21 protein-coding genes are annotated in these 22,494 nt (G+C 75.6%); 8 read left to right on the top strand and 13 right to left on the bottom strand.

The window, feature by feature from the left end:
* Positions 1 to 41 precede the first annotated feature (41 nt).
* From MNY62_RS00925 to pdxH, 8 genes are all read right to left on the bottom strand, one after another.
* Positions 42 to 362, bottom strand: a complete 321-nt coding sequence (locus MNY62_RS00925; protein ID WP_242342208.1) for a carboxymuconolactone decarboxylase family protein — start codon at positions 360 to 362, stop codon at positions 42 to 44.
* Between the two features lie 231 nt (positions 363 to 593).
* Positions 594 to 1,103 (bottom strand): class I SAM-dependent methyltransferase, encoded by a 510-nt coding sequence (locus tag MNY62_RS00920; protein WP_242342207.1) that lies wholly within the window; start codon positions 1,101 to 1,103, stop codon positions 594 to 596.
* A gap of 282 nt (positions 1,104 to 1,385) precedes the next feature.
* Positions 1,386 to 2,417: an ABC transporter ATP-binding protein gene (locus tag MNY62_RS00915; protein WP_408628810.1), complete on the bottom strand. Its 1,032-nt coding sequence runs from the start codon at positions 2,415 to 2,417 to the stop codon at positions 1,386 to 1,388.
* Between the two features lie 2 nt (positions 2,418 to 2,419).
* On the bottom strand, positions 2,420 to 3,223 hold the full coding sequence (locus MNY62_RS00910; RefSeq protein ID WP_242342205.1) for a carbohydrate ABC transporter permease: 804 nt from the start codon (positions 3,221 to 3,223) through the stop codon (positions 2,420 to 2,422).
* Positions 3,220 to 4,092, bottom strand: a complete 873-nt coding sequence (locus MNY62_RS00905; protein WP_242342204.1) for a carbohydrate ABC transporter permease — start codon at positions 4,090 to 4,092, stop codon at positions 3,220 to 3,222. Before MNY62_RS00905 ends, MNY62_RS00910 begins: the two co-directional genes overlap by 4 nt.
* Positions 4,089 to 5,348 (bottom strand): ABC transporter substrate-binding protein, encoded by a 1,260-nt coding sequence (locus tag MNY62_RS00900; protein WP_242342203.1) that lies wholly within the window; start codon positions 5,346 to 5,348, stop codon positions 4,089 to 4,091. The genes MNY62_RS00905 and MNY62_RS00900 overlap by 4 nt, the downstream gene beginning before the upstream one ends.
* Positions 5,349 to 5,475: 127 nt before the next feature.
* Positions 5,476 to 5,757, bottom strand: a complete 282-nt coding sequence (locus MNY62_RS00895) for a YciI-like protein (protein WP_242342202.1) — start codon at positions 5,755 to 5,757, stop codon at positions 5,476 to 5,478.
* A 12-nt stretch (positions 5,758 to 5,769) separates the two neighbouring features.
* Positions 5,770 to 6,366 (bottom strand): pyridoxamine 5'-phosphate oxidase, encoded by a 597-nt coding sequence (gene pdxH, locus MNY62_RS00890; protein ID WP_408628809.1) that lies wholly within the window; start codon positions 6,364 to 6,366, stop codon positions 5,770 to 5,772.
* A gap of 51 nt (positions 6,367 to 6,417) precedes the next feature.
* On the opposite strand from pdxH, the gene MNY62_RS00885 reads away from it, so the two are divergent.
* Complete coding sequence (locus MNY62_RS00885; RefSeq protein WP_242342200.1) at positions 6,418 to 6,843, top strand: YbaN family protein; 426 nt, start codon at positions 6,418 to 6,420, stop codon at positions 6,841 to 6,843.
* Complete coding sequence (gene arsN2 / locus MNY62_RS00880) at positions 6,840 to 7,301, top strand: arsenic resistance N-acetyltransferase ArsN2 (RefSeq protein ID WP_242342199.1); 462 nt, start codon at positions 6,840 to 6,842, stop codon at positions 7,299 to 7,301. The genes MNY62_RS00885 and arsN2 overlap by 4 nt, the downstream gene beginning before the upstream one ends.
* Before the next feature lie 121 nt (positions 7,302 to 7,422).
* On the opposite strand, the gene MNY62_RS00875 is transcribed toward arsN2, so the two are convergent.
* Positions 7,423 to 8,892, bottom strand: coding sequence for a hypothetical protein (locus tag MNY62_RS00875; RefSeq protein WP_242342198.1), 1,470 nt, complete (start codon positions 8,890 to 8,892; stop codon positions 7,423 to 7,425).
* Positions 8,893 to 9,086: 194 nt separating this feature from the next.
* Positions 9,087 to 9,947 (bottom strand): oxygen-dependent coproporphyrinogen oxidase, encoded by an 861-nt coding sequence (gene hemF / locus MNY62_RS00870; RefSeq protein WP_242342356.1) that lies wholly within the window; start codon positions 9,945 to 9,947, stop codon positions 9,087 to 9,089.
* A 180-nt stretch (positions 9,948 to 10,127) separates the two neighbouring features.
* Here hemF and MNY62_RS00865 point away from each other — a divergent pair, with 180 nt between their 5' ends.
* The 3 genes from MNY62_RS00865 (at position 10,128) to MNY62_RS00855 (ending at position 14,887) form a co-directional block, all read left to right on the top strand.
* The gene (locus tag MNY62_RS00865; protein ID WP_242342197.1) at positions 10,128 to 11,825 is read left to right on the top strand and encodes an ABC transporter permease subunit; all 1,698 of its coding nucleotides are present in this window, start codon (positions 10,128 to 10,130) and stop codon (positions 11,823 to 11,825) included.
* An 8-nt stretch (positions 11,826 to 11,833) separates the two neighbouring features.
* Positions 11,834 to 13,102: an ABC transporter ATP-binding protein gene (locus tag MNY62_RS00860; RefSeq protein ID WP_242342196.1), complete on the top strand. Its 1,269-nt coding sequence runs from the start codon at positions 11,834 to 11,836 to the stop codon at positions 13,100 to 13,102.
* A 156-nt stretch (positions 13,103 to 13,258) separates the two neighbouring features.
* Positions 13,259 to 14,887, top strand: a complete 1,629-nt coding sequence (locus MNY62_RS00855; protein WP_242342195.1) for a peptide chain release factor 3 — start codon at positions 13,259 to 13,261, stop codon at positions 14,885 to 14,887.
* An 85-nt stretch (positions 14,888 to 14,972) separates the two neighbouring features.
* Here the strand turns inward: MNY62_RS00855 and MNY62_RS00850 are convergent, their stop codons facing one another.
* A complete protein-coding gene (locus MNY62_RS00850; RefSeq protein WP_242342194.1) occupies positions 14,973 to 16,301 on the bottom strand; it encodes an L-lactate MFS transporter in 1,329 nt (442 codons plus the stop codon).
* A gap of 453 nt (positions 16,302 to 16,754) precedes the next feature.
* The gene (locus MNY62_RS00845; protein ID WP_242342193.1) at positions 16,755 to 17,459 is read right to left on the bottom strand and encodes an SDR family oxidoreductase; all 705 of its coding nucleotides are present in this window, start codon (positions 17,457 to 17,459) and stop codon (positions 16,755 to 16,757) included.
* Positions 17,460 to 17,589: 130 nt separating this feature from the next.
* Between MNY62_RS00845 and MNY62_RS00840 the strand changes: the two genes are divergently transcribed.
* The 3 genes from MNY62_RS00840 to MNY62_RS00830 are packed head-to-tail and all read left to right on the top strand — an operon-like array spanning position 17,590 to position 21,468.
* Positions 17,590 to 18,168 (top strand): LemA family protein, encoded by a 579-nt coding sequence (locus MNY62_RS00840; protein WP_242342192.1) that lies wholly within the window; start codon positions 17,590 to 17,592, stop codon positions 18,166 to 18,168.
* Between the two features lie 10 nt (positions 18,169 to 18,178).
* Positions 18,179 to 20,065 (top strand): M48 family metallopeptidase, encoded by a 1,887-nt coding sequence (locus MNY62_RS00835; RefSeq protein WP_242342191.1) that lies wholly within the window; start codon positions 18,179 to 18,181, stop codon positions 20,063 to 20,065.
* A complete protein-coding gene (locus tag MNY62_RS00830; RefSeq protein ID WP_242342190.1) occupies positions 20,062 to 21,468 on the top strand; it encodes a DNA topoisomerase IB in 1,407 nt (468 codons plus the stop codon). Before MNY62_RS00835 ends, MNY62_RS00830 begins: the two co-directional genes overlap by 4 nt.
* 103 nt (positions 21,469 to 21,571) lie before the next feature.
* Here MNY62_RS00830 and MNY62_RS00825 read toward each other — a convergent pair.
* Positions 21,572 to 22,494 (bottom strand): HNH endonuclease (locus tag MNY62_RS00825; protein WP_242342189.1); only part of this gene is annotated, 923 nt, incomplete at its 5' end.

Below are 22,494 nucleotides of genomic sequence, written 5' to 3'. Positions count from 1 at the left end.
CGCCCCGCTCGCGCCGACCCGCCGGCGCGGGCGCGGGCTCGCTACTTCTCCTCGCCGACCAGATCCTCCACCCAGCTCATGGCGGCGAGCGCCCGCGGCCAGCCGATGGTCGTGATGGCCAGCCGGACGACGTGCGCGATGTCCTCGCGCGAGCAGCCGCCGGCGTTCGCGAAGCGGACGGCGGAGTGGACGCCGCCCTCCGTGCCGAGCCCCACCGCGATGCCGAGCTTCACGAGCCGCCGCTCGCGCTCGGAGAGCGGCCCGCTCTCGTGCAGCGTGCGCCCGAGCTCCTCGAACGCGGCGTAGATCTCGGGGTGCGTGCCCTTGAAGCGGAGGAAGTTCTCGGGGAGCTTGCCGGCCATCGCTCGTCACCTCTCGTGTCGGTTCAGGCGCCTTCGTACACCGCCGCGGCCCGCCCGGTGCGGGCGAGCGCGCCGCGCGCCCCGCCTGGGCGCCGCGGGGCCCAGGGGGCGGGCGAGCCGGCGTGCGTCGGACGCAGGGGCCGGGCGACCGTGAACGGAGTCGCCGTGGCGCTGGCGCGCCACGGACCGTGCCCCATGCGGCGGGCGACCGTCGTCGCGATGCTCCGTGGATCACGGGCGCACTGCCAGGAAGACCTCGCTCCCGAGGTCCGCGCCGGGGTCCCGAGGCAGCGGTCGCGGCTCGAAGCCCGCCTCGGCGATCAGCGCGCGCCAGCGCGCGCGCGGAAAGAGCCCGCACACATGGCGATCGTGGAGGGCCCGAACGTCCCCGCCCTCTCGGAGGAGATACGCGAAGTCCACGAGGTACGTCGAGTCGCCGGGATCGGGATCCCACGTCCACTCGAGGTATCGGAGGGCCCGCCCGTCGCCGTCGCGTCCGCCGTGGTCGGTGCGCGTCGTGAACGTCTCGCGCGTACAGTCCGGCACGAACAGCGCCGCCCCTCCCGGGCGACAATGGACGAGGGCCGTCGCGATGGCGGCGCGGAGGTCGGACTCGCTCGTCATGTACGTGATCGCGTCGTGCACGAGCACCGCGTCGAACGTCCGTCCCAGCCGCAGGCCACGCATGTCCCCCGGCACGTGCTCGCACTCGGGGTTGAGCGCGCGGCTCTGCGCGAGCATGGCCTCGGACACGTCCGTGAGCGTGCAGCGGATGGGAGGCGTTGTTGCCGCCGCCGCTCCCCAGCTCGAGGAGCGTCGCGACGGGCCCGGCGACGCCGACCAGCGCCTCCCGGTAGAACGCGGCCTCGTCCGCGTACTCGTCCGGCGAGGTGAGCAGGTGGAACCACCCCGCGAGCTCGCCGTAGAGGAGCGGCTGCGATGGGTCGGGCATGCCGGTTCATTAGCGGCCCTGCGGCCGGACGCAACGCATCGGGCCGCGCGCCCGGCACCGGGCGCGCGGCCTCACCCGGGGCGATCGGGCACGACGCGTCGCCCCGTCTCGCGTTCGAACCGCTGCAGCCGGCGCGGATCGAACCCGAGCCGCACCGGAGCGCCCGGCGGCGCGTCGAAGGCGGCCTCGCAGCGCGCGACGAGCCGCGCGCCCGCGCGCTCCACCGTCACCCACGTCTCCGAGCCCATCGGCTCGACGAGCCAGACGCGCGCCGCGAGACCGGCTGCCCCGGCCTCGCGCGAGACCCGCAGGTCCTCGGGCCGGAGCGCCACGTCGATGGGGCCTTCGGGGAGCCCGAGCACCTCCGGCGCGACGAGGTTCACGGGCGGCGTCCCGACGAAGCGCGCCACGAACGCCGTGGCCGGCGCGCCGTAGATCTCGCGCGGCGTCCCCACCTGCTCCAGCGCGCCGTCGCGGAGGACCGCGATCCGGTCGGCGAGCGTCATCGCCTCGGCCTGGTCGTGCGTGACGTACACGAACGTCGCGCCGAGCCGCTCGTGCAGCTTCTTCAGCTCGGCGCGCACGCCGAGCCGCAGCGCTGCGTCGAGGTTCGAGAGCGGCTCGTCGAGGAGGAACACCTTCGGGCGGCGCACGAGCGCCCGCCCCAGCGCGACGCGCTGGCGCTGCCCGCCGGAGAGCGCGGCGGGGCGCCGGTCGAGCAGCGGCGCGAGGCCGAGCAGCGCCGCGACCTCCTCCACCCGCGCCGCGATCTCCCGGCGCGGGACGCCGGCCACGTCGAGCGGGAAGGCCAGGTTCCGCCGCACGGTCATGTGCGGGTAGAGGGCGTAGCTCTGGAACACCATCGCGACGTCCCGCTCCCGCGGGGAGAGGTCGTTCACGACGCGGCCGTCGATCCGGATGACGCCCGCGTCGGGCGCGTCGAGGCCGGCGACGAGCGACAGCAGCGTGGACTTCCCGCAGCCCGACGGGCCGACCACGGCGACGAGCTTCCCGTCGCCGACCGAGAGGCTCACGCCGCGCAGCGCGGGCACGCCGCCGTACGACTTCGCGAGCGACTCGAGCTCGAGGCGGACGCCGGCCACGCTCACCCCTTCACCGCGCCGGCCGTGAGCCCCGCCACGACCCGCCGCTGGAACAGGACCGCGATGGCGACGACCGGCACGGTGGCGAGCATCGACGCCGCGGCGAGGACGACGAACGGGTCCCGGAACTCCCCGCCGAAGAGCGCGAGCGCGACCGGCACGGTGCGGCGCGAGGGCGAGGTGAGGAACGTCACGGCGTAGAGGAGCTCGTTCCAGGCGAAGACGAACACGAGGAGCCCCGCGGTCGCGACGCCGGGCGCGGCGAGCGGGAGGAGCACCCGGCGGAACGCGCCGAGCGGCGTGCACCCGTCCACGCGGGCGGCGCGGTAGAGCTCCAGGGGGAGGGCGCGGAAGGTGCCGGTGACGAGCCAGAGCGCGAGGGGCACGGAGAAGCTCGTGTAGGGCAGGACGAGGCCGGGGAGGGTGTCGAGGAGCCGCGCGGCCCTGAGCGCGGCGTAGAGCGGGGCCGCGGTGGCGATGGGCGGGAACATGGAGACGGCGAGCGCGGCAGCCAGGAGCGCGCGGCCGCCGCGCACGCCGAGCCGGGCGATGGCGAACGCGGCCGGGGCGGCGAGCGCGAGGGCGAGCGCCGCGGTCGCGCCGCTCACGAGGAGCGAGTTCAGGACGGCGCGCGCGAGGCCGCCGCCGGCGAGCGCGGCGGCGTGGTTCTCGAGCGTGAGGTGAGAGGGGAGGGGCCGGGCGAGCTCGGCGTCGGGCCAGAAGGAGGTGAGCGCGAGCCAGCCGAGGGGCAGGAGGAAGAACGCGAGGTAGGGGAGGGCGATCGTCCAGGCGGTGCGCGGGCTCATGGCGCCTCCGCGGGACGCCGCTCGCCGAGGGCGGAGAGCCACGCGAGCCCGATCGCCACCACGCACAGGAACGTGACGAGCGAGATCGCCGCGCCGAGCCCGAAGCTGCCGGCGCGGAGGAGGGTCCGGTACGCGTAGAGCGAGAGCGGCTCGGTCGTGTGGCCGGGTCCGCCCTCGGTGAGGACGAAGACGACGTCGAACACCCGGAAGGCGTCGAGGCTGCGGAACAGGAGGGCGAGGAGGATCGCCGGGCGCAGGAGCGGCAGCGTGATCGAGCGGAACACGCGGAGCGCGGACGCGCCGTCCACCCGCGCCGCGCGGGCGAGGTCCTCCGGGATCGCCTGCAGGCCGGCGAGGAGGAGGAGGGCGACGAAGGGCGTCGTCTTCCAGACGTCCACGAAGATCGCCGCGTGCAGGGCGAGCCGGGGCCGGGTGAGCACCGCCCCCGCGCCGTCGGGCCAGATCCGGGCGAGGAGGCCGAGGTCCGGCTGGAGGAGGAGGGCCCAGAGCTTCGCCGCGACGACGGTGGGCAGGATCCAGGGGACGAGCACCGCCGCGCGGATCCCGCCGCGGCCCCGTCCGGCGTGGTGGAGCGCGAGCGCCAGCGGGAGCGCGAGGACGAGCTCCAGGGCGACCGCGAGGGCGGTGAAGTACGCGGTGTTCGCGAGCGCGCCGAGGAAGCGCGCGTCGTGCGCGAGCGCGCCGTAGTTCGCGAGCCCGACGAAGCGATCCTCCCCGAGCACCGGGACGCGGTGCCGGAGCGAGAGCCAGGCCGTGGCGAGGAGCGGGCCGAGCGCGACGAGCGCCAGCGCCGCGCCCGCGGGGGCGACGAGCGCGGCGCCCAGGCGCCGCTCCCCTCGCGCGCTCACCGCTCCACCCCGGCGATCGCGTCCGCCTGCGCCTGCGCCCGCGCGAGCGCCTCCGCGGGCGAGCGCAGCCCCGACACCGCCGCGGAGAGCTCTCCCTGCAGCGCGTCGGCGGCGAGCATGTAGTACGGCGTGACCGGGCGCGCGCGCGCCGCCTCGACGCGCGGGAGGAGCGCGGCGATGAACGGCGCCTCCGCGCGGATGCGCGGGTCCTCGTACGACGCATGCCGCGCCGGGTTCCGGCCGTAGGCGATCGCGAGGACGGCGTTGGCGTCGGGAGAGGTGAGGTGCGCGACGAGCCGGATCGCCGCGGCGCGCCGCGCGGCCGGCGCGCGCGAGGAGACCGCGAGCTGCCATCCCCCGAGCGCCCCGGGCGCGGGGCCGTCCGCGCCGGGGAGCGGCGCGACGCCCACCTTGCCGCGGACCTTCGAGGCGGGATCCTGCAGGAGCGGCCACGCGTAGGGCCAGTTGCGCATGAACACGGCGCGGCCCTCCTGGAACGCCCGCCGCGCGTCCTCCTCTGCGGCGGTGACCACCGACCGCGGCGAGAGCCCGTCGGCGACGAGCCGGCGCAGATGGCCCAGCGCCTCGCGCGCGGCGGGCGTGTCGAGCCGCAGCCGATCGCCGTCGAGCGCCGCGCCGCCGTGCCCCCACAGCGCCTCGAAGAAGTTGCAGGAGAGCCCCTCGTACTGGCGGCCCTGCCACAGGAAGCCTGCGATCCCGGGGGCCTCCGCCCGCGCGGCGCGGATCGCCGCCGCGAGGGCCGCGTACGTGCGCGGCGGCTCCGGCACGAGGTCCTTGCGGTAGTAGAGGAGCCCCACGTCCACGTACCAGGGCACCGCGAACGTCCGGCCGCCCTGCACCACGGCGCCGGCGGGGCCGGCGAGGAACTCCTCGCGCACGCGCGCGGGCGGGAACGCGTCCGAGAGATCCGCGAGCCACCCGGCCCGCGCGAGCTCCGCCACCCAGACGACGTCGAGGACGAACACGTCGACGTCCTGGCCGCCCGCACCGAGCGAGGTGACGAGGAGCTGGTGAGCGAGATCCGCCGCGTTCGGCAGCGCCTGCACCTCGACCTCGACGCCGCTCTCCCGCTCGAACGCCGCGACGAGGGCGCGGAACGGGGCCGGGTCGGGCCCGAGCGGCTGGTAGCGCAGGACGAGGCGATCGGCGGACCGGGTGTCCTCGCGAGCCCGGCACCCGGCCGCCAGGGCGGCGCAGAGGAGGAGCGGGGCGAGCGCGCGGAGGGACGGGAGCACGCGGGGAGCGTAATTGGGCTGGACCCGGCGGGTGGGGCATCCCGCGGGTGCGGCCCGGGGAGGGACGCGAGGGCCGACCCGACCCCCTCGGTTCGTCACGGCACCCGAGGCGCCCGCGCGGCGCCGCTCAGCCGAGCGCGCCGAGGACCACCTTCCACTCGCGCACGCGCCAGGAGGCGACGAGCCCGTTCCGGACGTACGGGTCGGCCCGCGCGAACGCCTCGGCGCCCTCGGGGCCGTCGCCGCGGAACACGAGCAGCGCCGCGTCCGGGGGATCGAACGCGCCGGCGAGGAGGAGCTTGCCCTCGCGGTGCGCGCGCTCGGCGGCCGCGAGGTGCTCCGCCCGGAACTGCGGGCGCCGTGCGAGGTAGTCGGGGACGGTGTCGTAGACGAGCGCGTAGAGCGGCATGGGGACCTCCGGTCAGGGGTTGAGGAGCGACGTCGTCCAGCCTTCCGCGGCGCGCGTGAACAGCGTCCGGTGGTGGAGCCGGCCGTCCGCGCTCGTCCAGAACTCGATCCGGTCCGGCCGCAGGAGGTAGCCGCCCCAGAACGGCGGCCGGGGGACTTCCCCGCCGGAGAAGCGCGCCTCGACGGAACGGACCGCCTCCTCGAGCGCGGCGCGCGACTCGAGCGGCGCGCTCTGCCGGGAGGCCCACGCGCCGAGCTGGCTCGCGCGCGGGCGCGTGGCGAAGTACGCGTCCGAGGCGGCGTCGTCGAGGAGGGCGACCGCGCCCTCCGCGCGCACCTGCTCGCCGATCGCCGGCCAGTGGAAGCAGAGCGCCGCGCGCGGGTTCGCCGCCAGCTCGCGCCCCTTGCGGCTCTCCCGGTTCGTGAAGAACGCGAACCCCTCCGCGCCGGCCTCCTTCACGAGGACGATCCGGACCGAAGGCCTCCCGCTCGCGTCGGCGGTCGCGAGGGCCGCCGCGGTGGGGTCGTCGCCGGAGGCGCCGGCGGCGCGGGCGAGGACCGCGTGGAAGCGGGCGATGGGATCGAGCGGGTCGGGCATCGTGGGTAGCATAACCGCTGCATCCCCTTGCGCCCCCGCCCATCCTCGGCCAAGTACATGGCCGTGCCCGCGTACGCCCCCGACCCCGCGACGCCCCGCCCGCGCGCCCACCGCCGCTGGGCCCTGCTCGCCCTCGGCTGGACCTGCTTCGTCCTCGGCGTCGTCGGGGCGGTGCTCCCGCTCGTCCCGACCACGCCGTTCATGCTCGTGGCGCTCTGGGCCTTCTCGTCGAGCTCGGAGCGGTTCCACCGCTGGCTCTACCACCACCGCGTGTTCGGCCCTCCCCTGCAGCGCTGGCAGCGGGAGCGGGCGCTGCCGTTCTGGGTGAAGCTCGTCGCGGCGGGCTCGATGGCGGCGAGCCTCGCGTACGCGACGTTCGCCCTGACCGTCCCCGGGTACGCGCTCGCCGCGATGGCCGCGGTGATGCTCGCCGGCCTCGTGTTCATCGCGCGGATCCCGAGCCGCGCCGCGAGAGGGCTGTCTCGATGATCGACCGGGAGAGGGACATGGACGTGCACTTCGACGACGCCGAGCCGGCGGATCTCCCGCGCCTCCGCGCGCTCCTCACCGAGGCCCGGCTCCCGGAGGCCGACGTGGGCGCGCCGAACCAGCTCTTCCTCGTGGCGCGGGCGCCGAGCGGCGCGCTCGTGGGCTGCGTCGCGCTCGAGCGCTACGGGGACGACGTCCTCCTCCGCTCCCTCGCGGTCGTGCCGTCACGGCGGGGAGAGGGGATCGGCGAGGCGCTGCACGCCCGCGCGCTCGAGCGGGCGCGGGAGCTCGGCGTCGGGACCGTGTACCTGCTCACCACCACCGCGGAGGGCCTGTTCGCGCGGGCGGGCTACGCCCGGATCGATCGGAGCAACGTGCCCGCGGCGGTCCGCGCGAGCGCGGAGTTCGCCGCCCTCTGCCCGGCGAGCGCGGTCTGCATGGTCCGGCGCCTCGACTGACGCAGTCCCTGCGCTGCTCGACGGGCCTCGGTGGCCCGCCTGCGCTGCTCGGTCGTCAGGTGCCCGGATCGCCGACGCCGTCGCGCGCCTCGTGACGCGACCCGATCGACCGGGCTCCGCGCTAGCGAGCGGAGGGCGGGGCCGGTCGGGCCGGCTGACCCTGCTGCCCGGCCGGCGCGACCGGGCCGCCGATCTGGGTGAGCCCCGTGACCGTTCCGTCGGGCCGGTCCGCGACGTCAGCCTCGATCCGCAGCTCCGTCACCGAGCCGTCCGAGAGCGCCACCTCGCCGTTCGCCACGAGGTCCGCCAGCCGGAACGTGAGGAGGCCGACGTCGGTCATCCGCCCGCCGCCCTCGTCGCTCACCACGCGCAGCGAGATCGTCCGGTCGTCGTAGGCGTTCGCCGCCACGACGACGCTGCCCTCGAGCAGCGCGTAGACGCCGCGCCGGGGCGCGCTCTGGAAGGCGCGGCCGTCGGGGAGGGCGAGCGTCACGACGAGGTTCGGCTGGTTGGCGTGCGGGATTCGGCGCGCGAGGTCGAGCGCGACGGCGGCCGGGCCGCTGCCCTCCCGGTACGTCGTGAGCCGCGCGACCGCCCGGTCGAGCTCGCGGGTTCGGCCGCCCGCCCAGGGCCAGCCGTCGGGCCGCGTGGGGCGGACGAGGACGGAGCGGAGCCGCACCGCGTACGGGCGCACCTTGACGCGGTCGAGCTCGGCGAGGGCGATGCCGCCGTCCACCTCGAGCGCTGCGGCCTCCGCGAACGCCTTCTCGGCGCCGGCGAAGTCCCGCCGGCGCAGGGCCTCGTCGCCCTGGGCGAGGAGCGCGGCGCAGCGCGCGCGGGGCTGGGCGCGGCCGTTCGGACGGAGCTTCAGCGCCGCGTCATAGCTCGCCTTCGCGTCCGCGAAGCGTCGCTTCGCGAGGAGCGCGTCACCCTCGGTCGCGTACCGCTCCGCCTCGGCGTCCTTCCAGCGCTCGTGCTCGGCGCGCACCGCGTCGAGCCGGGGCGTGACGCTCGCGTCCACCCGCGCCGCGCGGGCGAGGAGGTCGATGGCCTCGGGGAACTGGCGGGCCGCGCGGTGGCGCTCCGCCGCGTCGACCGCGCCGCGCACGACGCCGGGCTCCACGCGCCGGGCCTCCGCCGCGACGCCGAGATCGTCCGTCGCCGCGCGCGCGCCCTCGACGAGCTGCAGCGCCGTGGCCCAGTCGCGCCCGCTCGCCGACTCCTGCGCGCGCCGGAGCCGGAGGTAGCCCACCTCACGGCCGGAGTCACGCCGCAGCGTGGCGAGCGCCGCGCTCGTCGGCTCGAGCGCGAGCGCGTAGTCGGACTCGGAGAACGCACACTCCCAGTCGCGCGCGGCGACGCACGCCTGCGCGCGCTTCGTCGCGTCCTCGAGCGCGGCCGCCCGCGCCTGCCGGTACTTGTCCTGGAGCTCCTTCTTCTCGGGATCCTTGCGCACCGCCGCGGCGTACTCGCGCTCGGCGGTCTTCCAGTCGCCCAGGGCGGCGGCGCGATCGCCGGACTTCTCGTGCGCGGCGCACGCGAGGGCGAGGGCCAGGGAAAGGGCGAGGAGGGGCAGCGAGCGGCGCGTCATGCGGGATTCTCCGGCGAGCGGCACCGGCCGGGCGGCCGGGCGAGCCCACGCTACGGGGAAGCCGCGTCGCCGGGCAAGTCCGCGAAAGGCGTGGCGCGCGCGCCGGCGCGGCGCGGCGGGATATCGGGGGCGCGGCGCGACCACCGCAGCGCACCGCCGCACACAGCGTCGCGCGTCCCGCGCGCGCCCTCCGATCACACCCAGTCGCGCGGCGTCCGGAGCACCTCGAGGAGGGCCGCCTCGCGGCTGCCCGGCGCGGGCTCGTGGCCGTACACCCAGCGAACCCGGGGCGGCAGCGACATGAGGATCGACTCGGTGCGCCCGCCGGTCTCGAGCCCGAACACCGTCCCGCGGTCGAGCACGAGGTTGAACTCCACGTAGCGTCCGCGGCGGATCTCCTGCCAGCGCCGCTCGTCCTCGCCGTACGGCTCGGCGCGGCGCCGGTCGACGATGGGCAGGTAGGCCGCGACGAAGGCGGACGCGACGTCCTTCGCGAACCCGAGGTCCCGCTCGAGCGGGCCCCCCGTGTCCTCGAAGAAGATCCCGCCCACGCCGCGGTGCTCGCCGCGGTGGCGCAGGTGGAAGTAGGCGTCCGCGGCGCGCTTGTGCCGCGCGTGGCTCCCCGGCGCGTGCCGCTCGCAGGCCTCGCGCATCAGGCGGTGGAAATGGACGCAGTCCTCGTCGAACAGGTAGTAGGGCGTGAGGTCCGCCCCGCCGCCGAACCAGCCTGCCTCCCCCCGCCGGATCATCCGGACGTTCATGTGCGCGGTCGGCACCATCGGGCTCTGCGGGTGGATCACGACCGACAGCCCGGTCGCGGCGAACGCGACGCCTTCGCCGCCCACCCTGCGAGCGAAGTCGGGGGAGAGCGCTCCGTGCACGTCCGAGAAGCTCACCCCCGCCTTCTCGAACACGGCCCCGTCCTGGAGCACGCGGGAGATCCCGCCGCCGCCGCCCGGCCGCTCCCACGCGTCCTCCCGGAAGCGCGCCGCGCCGTCGACCTGCTCGAGCTCGCGGCACAGGGCGTCCTGGGTGGCGCGCGTGAACGCGACCATGTCGGCGTAGATGCGGTCGAGCGCTTCGGGCGTGGCGGGCGTGGGCACGGCGGACGAGATGCCGCGCGGACCCGTGCGGTGCCACCTCCCGGCAGGGGCGGGGACGCACGCACCGTCTCGTGCCTTGATGGCCGCGAGGCGCGGCCGTGAACGGCGCGCAGGATGAGGATGCGGGAGCGGGTGAACCGGGTGTTCGGCGCGGCGAGCGCGCTCCTCGACCGATCGCGCCGGCCGAGCGTCGTGGACGCGGCGCTCCTCCTCGCCGTCGCCGCCGCGGCGATCGGGCTCGTGCGGCTCGGCCACCGGTCCGGCGGCGGGCTCCGCGCCGCCGTCGAGATCGATCTCTCCGTCGCTGCGCTCCCGCGCTACGCGCTCTACTCCCTCCTCCGCGGCGTCGCGGCCTACGCGCTCTCGCTCGCCTTCTCGATCGGCTATGGCTACTGGGCCGCGAAGGATCGCCGCGCGGAGCGCGTCCTCGTCCCGCTCCTCGACGTGCTCCAGAGCATCCCGGTCCTCGGGTTCATGCCCGGGCTCGTCCTCGCGCTCGTCGCCGCGTTCCCCCGCTCGAGCGTGGGCCTCGAGCTCGCGGCGATCCTCATGATCTTCACCGGGCAGGCCTGGAACATGACGTTCAGCTTCTACCGCTCGGTGGGGAGCGTGCCGAAGGAGCTCTCGGAGGTCGCCACCTGGGGACGCTTCTCGGCCTGGCAGCGCTTCCGCGCGGTCGAGCTGCCGGCGGCCGCGATCGGGCTCGTCTGGAACAGCATGATGAGCATGGCGGGCGGCTGGTTCTTCCTCATGGTGAGCGAGGCCTTCGTGCTCGGCGACCGGGACTTCCGCCTCCCCGGGATCGGCGCGTACATGAGCGTCGCCGTCCAGCGCGGGGACGGCGGCGCCATGGTCGCGAGCGTCGTCGCCATGGCGCTCCTCGTCGTCCTGCTCGACCAGCTCGTGTGGCGGCCGCTCGTCGCGTGGTCGGAGCGGTTCCGCCTGGACGAGGGCGGCGGCGCCCTGCCGGCGCGCTCCTGGGTCTACGATCTCCTGCGCCGCTCGCGGCTCGGCGCCGCGCTCCGCGGCCGGCGACGGCCACCGCGACCGCCCCGGCCCGCGCCGCGCGCGGTCGCGGCGGCGCTGTCGGTCGCCTCGCCGGCGGCGTTCCTCCTCCTGCTCGGCGTGCTCGGGGCGGGCGGGCTGCGGCTCGTCCACCTCCTGCGGGCGGAGAGCGTGTCCGCGTGGGTCGGGGTCGGCCGCGAGACGGCGATCACGCTCGGCCGCGTGCTCGCCTCGGTCGCGCTCGCGACGCTCTGGGCCGTGCCGGCCGGCGTCGCGATCGGCCGCTCGCCGCGGCTCGCGCGCGTGCTCCAGCCGGCGGTCCAGGTCGTCGCCTCGTTCCCGGCGCCGATGCTCTTCCCGGCGGTGGTCCTGGGGCTCCGCGCCGCGGGCGTCGGCCTCGGCGCCGGCAGCGTCCTCCTCATGACGCTCGCCACCCAGTGGTACGTGCTCTTCAACGTGATCGCCGGCGCGAGCGCCGTGCCCGCCGATCTCGAGGAGGCCTCGCGCGCCTACCGGCTCGGGCGCTGGCAGCGGTTCCGCGCGCTCTACCTGCCGGCGGTGTTCCCGTACCTCGTCACCGGCTGGGTCACCGCCGCGGGCGGCGCCTGGAACGCGAGCATCGTCTCGGAGTACGTCGCGATCGGGAAGGACACCCTCGTCGCGCCCGGGATCGGCGCTGCGATCAGCCGGGCCGCCGCGGAGGCGCGGCTCGCCGACCTCGCCGCCGCGGTGACGGTGATGGCGGTCACCGTCGTCGTGTTCAACCGCCTCGTGTGGCGCCCGCTCGGGCGGATCGCCGAGGAGCGCTTCTCGGTCCAGAGGTAGGGGAGGGCATGGCCACCAACGGACCCCTTTGCGAGCTCAGGAAGGTCGTCGTCGAGTTCCCGCAGCCGCACGGGCCGGCGCGCCGTGTGCTCGAGGACGTGGACCTCGAGGTGCGCGCGGGCGAGGTGCTCGCGCTCATCGGCCCCTCGGGCTGCGGGAAGTCGACTCTCCTGCGGGTCCTCGCCGGGCTCCTCGCGCCCACGCGAGGGGAGGTGCGCTTCCGCGGCGCGCCGCTCCGCGGGGTGAACCCGGCGGTGGGGTTCATGTTCCAGGGCGCGGCGCTCTTCCCCTGGATGACCGTGGCGCGGAACGTCACGGAGGTGCTCCGCGCCGCCGGGACGTCGCCTGCCGAGATCCCTGCACGGACCGAGCGCGTGCTGCGGCTCGTCGGCCTCGCGGAGGTGGCGGACGCCTACCCGCGCGAGCTCTCCGGCGGGATGAAGCAGCGGGTCGGCACCGCCCGCGCGCTCTCGCTCGAGCCGGAGCTGCTGTTCATGGACGAGCCGTTCAGCCAGGTGGACGCGCTCACGGCCGAGGCGCTCCGCGCCGAGATCCTCGACATCTGGGCGGCAGCGGACCGGCATCCGAGCGCGGTCGTGCTCGTGAGCCACGACATCCCCGAGGTCGTGTACATGGCCGATCGGATCGTCGTGTTCGACGCGAACCCGGGCCGGGTCCGCGCGGTGATCGATGACCCGCTCCCGCGCCCGCGGGACTACCGCTCGCCGGGGCTCACGCAGCTCGTCGACCGGCTGCACGACGTCATCACCGGGATGGAGATGCCCGACGTGCCCGCCGCGGGGGCGCCGGTCGAGGCTCTCCCGGACGCGAGCGCGGGCGAGGTGGTCGGCCTCGTCGAGTACCTGGACGCGCGCGGCGGCCGGGAGGACGTGTTCCGCATCGCCGCCGAGACCGACAGCCGGTTCGACCGGACCATCAACGCGGTCAACGCCGCCGAGCTCCTCGATCTGGTCGACACGCCCCGCCGGGCGGTGGTGCTCGCGCCGCTCGGCCAGCGCTTCGTCCGGGCGCCCGACATGGAGCGGCGCGCGATCTGGCGAGAGCGGCTCCTCGGCCTCGGGCTCTTCCGGCAGGTGCAGGAGGCGATCGCCCGGAGCCCCGCCGGCCGGGTGGAGCGGGACTTCGTGCTCGAGCTCATCGCCATCGCCGCGCCGCGCGAGGACTTCGAGGCGGTGTTCGAGCGGTTCGTCTCGTGGGCGCGCTACGGTCGCCTCTTCGTCTACGACGACGCGGCGCAGGAGCTCGCGGCCCCCTGAGGCCGCCCGCGGCGCACCCCCCGAGCTCCCGCTCGTCGGGAGGCAGGCCGGGCCGGCGCCCGCCGGCCCGCCGGCGCAGCGCTCTCCTTGACGGGGCGCGGCGCGGGCTGTTACGACCCGCCGGCGCGCTGGCCGCCCGGTCGCGCGCCCCCGACCATGACCGTCCAGCACGAGACCGCCCGCCGGCGCACGTTCGCGATCATCTCCCACCCCGACGCGGGCAAGACGACGCTCACCGAGAAGCTCCTCCTCTACGGCGGCGTCATCCAGCTCGCGGGGGCGGTGAAGGCGAAGCGCGGCCGCGCCAACGCGGTGAGCGACTGGATGGAGATGGAGCGCGAGCGCGGCATCTCCATCACCACGAGCGTCCTGCAGTTCCCATATCGCGGGATGCAGATGAACCTGCTCGACACCCCCGGCCACGCCGACTTCAGCGAGGACACCTACCGCACCCTCCACGCGGTCGACGGCGCGGTGATGCTCCTCGACTCGGCGAAGGGCGTCGAGGCGCAGACGCGCAAGCTGTTCCGGGTCTGCCGCCAGCGCGCCATCCCCATCTTCACCTTCGTGAACAAGATGGATCGGCCCGGGCGCGAGCCGTTCGAGCTCATCGGCGAGGTCGAGAGCGTGCTCGGCATCGGCGTGTACCCCATCACCTGGCCGGTGTTCCGCGGCGGCACGTTCGCGGGCGTGTACCACCGCGTCGCGCGGCGGGTGTACCTCTTCGACCCGGCGCACTCCGGGTCCTCCTCGGGCGTGGGGGCGGAGCGGCCGCCCGTCGAGGTCAGCGGCATCGACGATCCCGCCGTCCGCGACGCGCTCGACGACGCGGGCTACGCTCGGCTCCGGGAGGACGCGGAGCTGCTCGAGGCGGCGGGCGACGACTTCGACCGCGCGCGCTTCGAGGCGGGCGAGCTCTCGCCGATGTTCTTCGGGAGCGCGGTCAACAACTTCGGCCTCGAGGCGTTCCTCGACACCTTCATCGAGCTCATGCCGCCGCCGCGCCCCCGCGAGTCCGACCAGGGACCCGTCGCGCCGGCGCAGGAGGAGTTCAGCGGGTTCGTCTTCAAGATCCAGGCGAACATGGACAAGGCGCACCGCGATCGCGTCGCCTTCCTGCGCATCTGCTCCGGCAGGCTCACGCGCGGCATGAAGGTCCACAACGTCCGCACCGGCAAGGAGGTGCGGCTCGCGACGCCGACGCAGTTCATGGCGCGCGACCGGACCATCGTCGACGAGTCCTACCCGGGCGACGTCGTCGGCATCCACGACACCGGCGCGCTCGAGATCGGCGACACGCTCACCGGCGGGTCGCGCTTCCTCTTCGAGGGCATCCCGAGCTTCGCGCCCGAGCACTTCCGGCGCCTCGCGCTCGTGGACCCGCTCCGCCGAAAGCAGTTTGCGCGCGGGATCGAGCAGCTCGCGCAGGAGGGGACGGTCCAGCTCTACCGGCCGCCGGCGGGCCGCGCGGGCGATCTCGTGCTCGGCGCCCTCGGGCAGCTCCAGTTCGAGGTGGTGAAGTACCGGCTCGAGGCGGAGTACGGGGTCGAGGTCCGCGTCGAGGCGGTGCCCTACCAGCTCGCGCGCTGGGTGAGCCGGGCCGACGGCAAGGCCATCGACGTCGACGACTTCCCGAGCGGCGTGGAGGGCCTCCTCGTGCTCGACGTGCGCGATCGGCCCGTCGTGCTCTTCGACCGCGAGTGGGCGCTCCGCACGGCGGAGCGGCTCCACCCCGAGCTGCGGCTCGCGGAGACCGCGAGCGGCGTGGTCGTGCGGGCGGCCTGATCCGGAAAAAAGAAGAGCCGCTCGCCCGGGGCGGGCGAGCGGCCAGAGCTCCCTCGAGGCCGCTCGAGCGCGAGCGGCTCGTGGATCAGATGGAACGGGCGTCCGCGCCGGCGATCGCCCGCGCCTGCGGCGGGAAGACGGCGGGGGTCTCCTCGCGCTTCGCCGCGCGGCGGCCGATCCGGATGCGGACCTCCTTCTCCGGGATGCTCACCGAGATGCTCACGTAGCTGAGCATCGCGAGCACCACCGCCACGAGGAGCAGCACCGCGGCCATGCCGTAGGCGCTGGCGTACGAGCCGGTCCGGTCGGCGATCTTCCCGGCGAGCGTCGGGCCGAGCACGCCGCCCACGCCCCACGCCGTGAAGAGGATGCCGTAGTTGAGGCCCAGGTTCTTCGTGCCCCAGTTGTCCGCCGCGGTGGCCGGGAAGAGCGAGAGGCACGCGCCGTAGCTGAACCCGACCACCGCCGAGCCGACGATGAACGTCGCGATCGTCGAGAAGCTCGCGAAGAACATCATCGCCACGGCCTGCAGGACGCAGACGAGGCCGATGGTGACCACGCGGCCGATGTAGTCGGAGATGATCCCCGCCACGATGCGGCCGCTCGCGTTGAAGATGGCGAGCAGCGCGACGAACACGAACCCGACCTGGATCGAGTTCTGCGACTGCACCGCGACGATCTTCGCCATGTGGCCGATGATCATGAGGCCGGCGGTCGCGGCGCAGGCGTACTGGACCCACAGCGACCAGAACGTGGGCGTCCGCACCATCTCCTGCCAGGTGCGGTCGGGGCCCGCGCCGGCCTTCGCGGCCGCCTTCGCGGGCGTGAGGGGCGTGGGCGGGTTCGCGACGAGCTGCGCGAAGCCGGTCGCCGTCACGAGGAACGCGATCCCGAGGATGCGGAACGCGCCGGCGACGCCGTAGGCGGCGATGAGGTGCTTCGAGAGCGGCGCGATGTAGACCGGCGCGAGGCCGAAGCCGCCCACCACGATGCCGGTGATGAGCCCCTTCTTCGCGGGCGGGAACCACTTCACCGCGGCCGGCGTCGTCGCCGAGTAGCCGAGGCCGAAGCCCGTCCCGCCGAGGAGGCCGAAGCCGAGCAGCGCCGGCCAGGTGGATCCGGAGCTGGCGAAGCTCGCGACGATGAGGCCGAGCCCGGTGAGCACGCCGCCCGCCGACGCGACGACGCGGGGCCCGAGCCGATCCTGCAGGCGGCCGGCCGGCACCATCATCAGGGCGAAGCAGGCGATCGCGACGGTGTAGGGGAGCGTGGCGGCGGTCTTCGTCCAGCCGAACCCGCCGCGCTCGACGGACTCGACGAGCTGCTTCGAGAAGACGCTCCAGGCGTAGAGGATGCCCAGGGCGAGGTTGAGGCCGGTTCCGGCGAGGACGACGATCCATCCGCGTCGTGACATGTTTGATCTCCTAGGGGGCGGCTCGGCCGGAGCCGTCGCGGGCTCGCAATGTTTTCCGGTGCCGCAGGCGTGGCGAAAAGAGCACGGGGGCAGCGCGCGTGTCACCTGTCGAGCGGGGTGCATATCGACCGGTGAGGTGCACCATCTGCGCGAATGACGGCGCGGGCATTGGCGCGCAGGGTGCGACCCCGAGGCGCGCGCTCCCGAGGCGGGATCACTTGCGGCGCAGTTGTTTCGCCACGCCTCATTGGGCACGCACGATATTGCGTTCGCGCGCGCAGATTGTTTCGAGATGATGCAGATTCTTCACGTAACGCAAATCGTTCGCCGCTCCCCGGGCGGGCGGCGCGACGTGGACTCGGGCTCTCGTGCGACCGTGCGTCGCGCCCGCTCCGGGCTCGTCCGGTCGCGCGAGGCCCCAGCGGTACGAAGGCGGAGGGAAGGCTCGCGCGTTCAGCGCAGCCCGTCGCCCTCCACGACGCGCCCCTCGGCGCCTGGGTCGAGCGCGAGGCGCACGAGCGCGGCGGCGAGCGCGGCACCGGTGATCGATCGCCAGCGCGCGGCGAGCCGGCGCGCGCCGAGCAGGGCGGCGACGGAGAGCGCGGCGTCGGAGACGAGCGCCGCGGCGCGCTCGAGCGGGCGCGGCTCCTCGCGGTCCGGCCCGGTCACGAGCGGCGGCCGCGCGACGACGAAGGGCAGGCCGCTCGCGCGCAGGTCGCGCTCGAGCCGGGCGCGCGCGGCGAGGTACGCGTTGCGGGTGCCCTCGTGGACGCCCGCGGCGGAGAGGTACACGAAGCGCGGCCGGGCCCCGCTCGTCACCGCCGCCTCGAGGAGGAGCCGGGTGAGCCCGTAGTCGACGGAGGCGTAGCTCTCCGAGGCGCCGTGGCTCGCCGCGGCGCGCGCGCGGCGCCGCGTGGTCCCGAGGAGCGCGAAGACGATCGTCGGCCGCACGCGGGCGAGGGCGGCCGCCATCGCCGGTCCGTCCCAGGGCGTCAGGTCCACCTCCGCGCCGAGCGCCTCGAAGCGCGCGCGCCACTCGCCGGCGTGAACCGAGTCGGGCCGCACGTGCGCGACGGTCCGGACGCCCGCCGCGCGGAGCGCGCGGACGACCTCACGGCCCGTGTAGCCGGTGGCACCTGCGACGAAGGCGGTGGGCATGGCTGCGACCTCCGGAGAGCGGCGCCGACATCATGCCTCCCCGTTACACGGGACGCGCGGCTCCGTGCGCGGCCTCCCCGTTCGTGCCATGCTGGCCGTCACCGCGCCCGCGTCGCGCGGAGGAGGGAACATGGCCGCACTCGTCCTCGTCGCGCTCGTCGCCGCGGTCGCCGTCGCCTGGGTGATGCTGCACAACGGCCTCGTCACGCGGCGCAACGCGTTCCGGAACGCATTCGGCCAGATCGACGTGCAGCTCCAGCGGCGATACGACCTCATCCCGAACCTCGTCGAGGCGACGCGGGCCTACCTGGCGCACGAGCGGGGGACGCTCGAGGCGGTGGTCGCGGCGCGCAACCAGGCGGTCGTCGCCGCGCGCGCCGCCGCCGCGCACCCCGGCGACGGCGCCTCCATGGAGCGGCTCGCGCAGGCGGAGGGCGCCCTCGCCGGGCCGCTGTCCCGGCTCCTCGCCGTCGCCGAGGCGTACCCGGACCTCAAGGCGAGCGAGTCGGTCGGGCGCCTCGTCGAGGAGCTCACCTCGACCGAGAACCGCGTCGCGTTCGCGCGGCAGGCCTACAACGACGCGGTGATGGACTACAACAACGCGCGGGAGACGTTCCCGGGCACCGTCGTCGCGGGCGGCTTCCCCGAGGCGAGGCCGCTCGAGCTCTCGAGCCCGCAGGCGCGCGAGCCGGTGCGCGTCGCGCTGTAGCTCGGCTCGCGTGTCCCGGGCGACGCTCGACTTCTTCGCCGCCCAGGCGGCGGCGCGGCGGCGGACGGCGGTGCTCGCGCTGCTGTTCGCGCTCGCGTGGGTGGGCACGATCGCGGTCGTGTACGGCCTCGCGACGCTGGCGCTGGGCCTGCACCCCGGGCTCGGGCTCGGGCTCGTCCGCGCAGGGGCCGACCGCACGCGCGATCTCCTCGGCGTCGCCGGGATCGTCTCGCTCGTCACCGCGGGCGGGGCGCTCGTCCACGGCGTCCGGCTCGCGAGCGGCGGCGGGGCCTCGGTGGCGGAGCTCCTCGGCGGTACGCGCGTCGACGCCGGGACGGCCGATCCCGCGGAGCGCCAGCTCCTGAACGTGGTCGAGGAGATGGCGATCGCGGCGGGGGTGCCCGTACCCACGGTGTACGTCCTCGCGCGCGAGGAGGGGATCAACGCCTTCGCGGCCGGGTTCGCGCCCGACCGCGCCGTCGTCGCCGTCACCCGCGGCGCGATCGAGGCGCTCACGCGCGACGAGCTGCAGGGCGTCGTCGCCCACGAGCTCTCGCACGTCGTGAACTCCGACACGCGCCTGAACCTCCAGCTCATGGCGCTCGTCGGAGGGCTCACCTGGCTCGCGCTCGCCGGGCGCTTCCTCGTGCGCATCGGGTTCGGGCGCGACGACGGGCGGGTGCGCCTGCGCGCGCGCCGGTCGGTCGTGGGCCTCGGGCTCCTCGGCGTGGCCGTATGGGCCGCGGGATCGGTCGGGGCGTTCTTCGGGCTCCTCATCCGGCTCGCCGTCTCGCGGACCCGCGAGCACCTCGCCGACGCGGAGGCGGTGCAGTTCACGCGGAACCCCGACGGCCTCGCCGGCGCGCTCGCGAAGATCGCCCGCCAGGGATCGGTGCTGCACAGCCCGGCCGCGCCCGAGGCGGCCCACCTCTTCTTCGCCGACGGCCTCGCCTCCCGGCTCCTCGCGACGCACCCGCCCATCGAGGAGCGGATCCGGCGGATCGCGCCGCACCTCGCGGCGCGACTCCTCGCCGCGCTCCCGCCCGTCCCGCCGGCCGAAGAGGAGCGCCTCGCGGCCGCGTTCGCCCCCTCGACGGCGGGGGTGACGCTCGCGCCGCAGGTCGTGCGCGCCCGTGCCTTGCTCGCCGGGATCCCGCCCGCCCTCGCCGTCGCGGCGCAGGCCCCCGCCAGCGCTGGCGCGCTTGCGCGCGCGCTCCTCGTCGACCGCGACGACACCGCCCGGGCGGGCCAGCTCGCCTCGGTCCAGGAGGCCGCGCTGCGGGCGGAGGTGGGCCGGCTCGGCGCCGCGATCTCCGGAGTGGATCGCGCGGGCCGCATGGCGCTCCTCGATCTCGCGGCGCCCGCGCTCACGCGGCTCGCCCCGGCGGACGGCGAGGCGCTCGTCCGGGATCTCCGGGCGCTCGCCGCCGCGGATGGGCGCACGAGCGTGTTCGAGTGGGCCGTCCAGCGGATCGTTGCGCGCCGCGTGGTGCCGCGCGCGCCGCGATCCGGCGGGCGCGCACGGAGCGTCGAGGACGTGCAGGTGGAGTGCCTCGAGGTCCTGTCGCTCCTCGCCTGGCTCGGCTCCTCGGAAGGACCGTCCGCGCAGGCGGCCCTCGACGCCGGCGTCTCGGCGCTCGGGGCGAGCGGTCCGTGGCGGATCCTCCCGCGAGGCCGCGTCGGCGCCGCGCGGCTCGAGGCGGCGCTCACTGCGATCGACGCGGCGGCCCCGCGGGTGAAGGAGCGGGTGCTCGCGGCGTGCGAGGCGTGCGCCGGGGCGGACGGACGGGTGATCCCGGAGGAGGGCGAGGTGCTGCGCGCCATCGCCGCGTCGCTGGGGGTGCCTGCACCGCGGGTGGAGGGAGGGGAGGGAGAGGTGAGGGCCGCGGAGGCGTGAGGCGTGACCCCGACCTCGACCTCGACCCCGACGACCCCGACCCCGACCCCGACCCCGACCCCGACCCCGACCTCGACCTCGACCTCGACCCCGACGTCGACCCCGACCTCGACCCCGACCTCGACCCCGACCTCGACCCCGACCTCGACCTCGACCTCGACCTCGACCTCCAACCCGACCTCCCCCCGCCATCGACCCGCCATCGACCCGCGCGGACACCCCTCCGCTGGCGCCCCGTCCCCGCAGTGCCTACGGGTGATCCGGTGAGGGCGATCGATCGGCTCCAGCGCGAAGGTCTCCGGCGCGTCGGCACGCCGCGGAAGGGTTTTCGCTACGTGCAGGCGAACGGGCGGCCCGCCGGGGCGGGGGACGTGGAGCGCATCCGGGCGCTAGGGCTGCCCCCCGCGTGGACCGACGTGCACGTGAGCCCGGCTCCCGGCGCGAAGCTCCAGGCCGTCGGCCGGGACAAGGCCGGCCGCTGGCAGTACCGCTACCACCCCGACTTCGTCCGCCGGCAGGCGGCCGCGAAGTACCGCCGCCTGCTCCGCTTCGCGCAGGCGCTGCCGAAGGTGCGCGCGCGGGTGGAGCGGGACTTCCGGCGGCGCGGGCTCGGCCGCGAGCGCGTGCTCGCCGGCATGACGCGGATCCTCGAGGCGACCTGGATGCGTCCCGGCAGCGAGGCGTACGCGCGCGAGAACCGGAGCTTCGGGCTCGCGACCGTGCGGCCCGGGCACGTGCGCGTGCAGGGCGACCGGGTCGTGTTCGACTACCGCGGCAAGTCGGGCCAGCGGCAGGTTCGCGAGGTCCACGACCGGCGGATCGCTCGCCTCGTCCGCGCGCTCCTCGCCGTGCCTGGCCGCGACGTCTTCAAGTTCGTCGAGGGCGGGGAGATCGTGGACGTCCGCCGCCGCCACCTCAACGCCTACCTCCGCGAGGCCGCGGGCGGCCCCTTCACGGCGAAGGACTTCCGGACCTGGGCCGGGACGCTGCTCTGCGCGAGCGCGCTCGCGGAGGGTGCGCGCCAGCTCGTGCCCGGGCGCACGAGCCGCAAGCGGATGGCCCAGGCGGCGGTGAAGGCGGTCGCGCAGCGGCTCGGGAACACGCCCGCGGTGGCGCGCGGCTCGTACATCAGCCCGGCGGTCCTCGACGGCTTCGCGCGCGGGGAGGTCGTCTCGCGCTGCCTCGCGCCGGGGGACGTCCTCGGCCTCGCGAGGGGCGGTGGGCTCCACGAGGCCGAGCGCGCCCTCGTCGCGTTCCTGCGCCGCGTCTCGGCGCGGGCCCCGGCGCCGAGGGGGCGGCGACCGCGGAGCGGCGCGCTCCTCGAGGTCCGGCCGCCGCTCACCGGCCCGCTGGGGAAGCCGGAGCGGCGGGCCGCGCGAGCGCCGGAGCGGGAGCGCTCCTGAAAGGCGCTGCCCGCCCGGGCTGATCCCTGCTGCGGCTCACGCTGGCTGCCTGCGGCGGGCAGAACTCGCCTCTGCGCTGCTCGATGTGCCTTACAGGCACTCATCAGAGGCTGCCCAACCACGGCGCCCACACTCCCAGGTGCTGGATGGGATGCGGGGGCGCCCCGCCGGCGCGCTCCTGTGGCGTCGGCCCGTCTGCCGGGTTGCGGCGGAAGCGCTCCATGTGCTCGCGTCCGAAGGTCCTCTCGGCGTGAAGCAGGTTATGAGCTCGGCAGACGAGCCGTAGATTGTCGATCGTCGAGGCGCCGCCGAGCGCGGCGGGTTGGATGTGGTCGAGCTCGAGCTTCCAGCGGCTGCTGCAACGGCACCCGTCCGGACCGACCCAGGCGCAGCGCCCGCCGTCGCGCTTCCACACCGCGCGGCGCACTATCGCTGGGATCGTGGAGGTCGCCGTCGGGGACGTCGCCGCGGTCGGGTCCGGGCGCTTCGTCTTTCGCTCCGGCGCGACCGCGCCCTTGCGCTTGCCGTGCTTGTCGATGGCGCAGCGGATCGCCTCGCCGAGCACCGCCGCCAGGTCGCCGTCCGGTATCTTGTGCGAGAGAAGACACCGGAGCGTCTCGAGGTCCTCCTTGCAGGCGCGGTCGAGGGTGACGCGGAGCGACCAGTGGCTCTCGGTGGCCGCCACGGTCTCTGACCGGCGCGGTCTCTCGTTCCGGACTTCGCGGGTTGTCGGGGACGCGCCGTCTGTCGGGCTCGCGGGCACCGGCGCTGCGGGTGCTCCGTCCGACGGCTCGGCGCGCTCCCCGCCAGTGTCCGGCGCCGTGAGCGGCAGCGCCCTCGCCTGGGCGGGCTCGCGCTCCGGGAGCTCGCGGATCCCCGCGCGCGGTGCGGCGCGCGCCTGGATGGAGGCGACGAGGTGCTCGACCTCGGCGCGGGTCCGGTACGCGGCGCGGCCGAGGAGGTCGTCCACGTTCTCCTCGGTGAAAACCTGGCCGAGGAGCGTCACGGTAGACAGGCAGACGCGCC

It is taken from the genome of Anaeromyxobacter terrae (assembly GCF_022690685.1).
Classification (GTDB): domain Bacteria; phylum Myxococcota; class Myxococcia; order Myxococcales; family Anaeromyxobacteraceae; genus Anaeromyxobacter; species Anaeromyxobacter terrae.
The sequence above is the reverse complement of the archived record's forward strand: the minus strand, read 5'-3'. Positions and strand labels throughout refer to the sequence as shown.

Bases quoted from the DNA above. Each gene is read 5' to 3' on its own strand.
- MNY62_RS00875 (WP_242342198.1), bottom strand. From the start codon at position 8,892: ATGACGCGCCGCTCGCTGCCCCTCCTCGCCCTTTCCCTGGCCCTCGCC.
- MNY62_RS00850 (WP_242342194.1), bottom strand. From the start codon at position 16,301: ATGTCACGACGCGGATGGATCGTCGTCCTCGCCGGAACCGGCCTCAAC.
- MNY62_RS00895 (WP_242342202.1), bottom strand. From the start codon at position 5,757: ATGCCGCTCTACGCGCTCGTCTACGACACCGTCCCCGACTACCTCGCA.
- MNY62_RS00920 (WP_242342207.1), bottom strand. From the start codon at position 1,103: ATGCTCGCGCAGAGCCGCGCGCTCAACCCCGAGTGCGAGCACGTGCCG.
- MNY62_RS00910 (WP_242342205.1), bottom strand. From the start codon at position 3,223: ATGAGCCCGCGCACCGCCTGGACGATCGCCCTCCCCTACCTCGCGTTC.
- pdxH (WP_408628809.1), bottom strand. From the start codon at position 6,366: ATGCTACCCACGATGCCCGACCCGCTCGATCCCATCGCCCGCTTCCAC.
- hemF (WP_242342356.1), bottom strand. From the start codon at position 9,947: ATGGTCGCGTTCACGCGCGCCACCCAGGACGCCCTGTGCCGCGAGCTC.
- arsN2 (WP_242342199.1), top strand. From the start codon at position 6,840: ATGATCGACCGGGAGAGGGACATGGACGTGCACTTCGACGACGCCGAG.
- MNY62_RS00925 (WP_242342208.1), bottom strand. From the start codon at position 362: ATGGCCGGCAAGCTCCCCGAGAACTTCCTCCGCTTCAAGGGCACGCAC.
- MNY62_RS00845 (WP_242342193.1), bottom strand. From the start codon at position 17,459: ATGCCCACCGCCTTCGTCGCAGGTGCCACCGGCTACACGGGCCGTGAG.
- MNY62_RS00855 (WP_242342195.1), top strand. From the start codon at position 13,259: ATGACCGTCCAGCACGAGACCGCCCGCCGGCGCACGTTCGCGATCATC.
- MNY62_RS00860 (WP_242342196.1), top strand. From the start codon at position 11,834: ATGGCCACCAACGGACCCCTTTGCGAGCTCAGGAAGGTCGTCGTCGAG.
- MNY62_RS00840 (WP_242342192.1), top strand. From the start codon at position 17,590: ATGGCCGCACTCGTCCTCGTCGCGCTCGTCGCCGCGGTCGCCGTCGCC.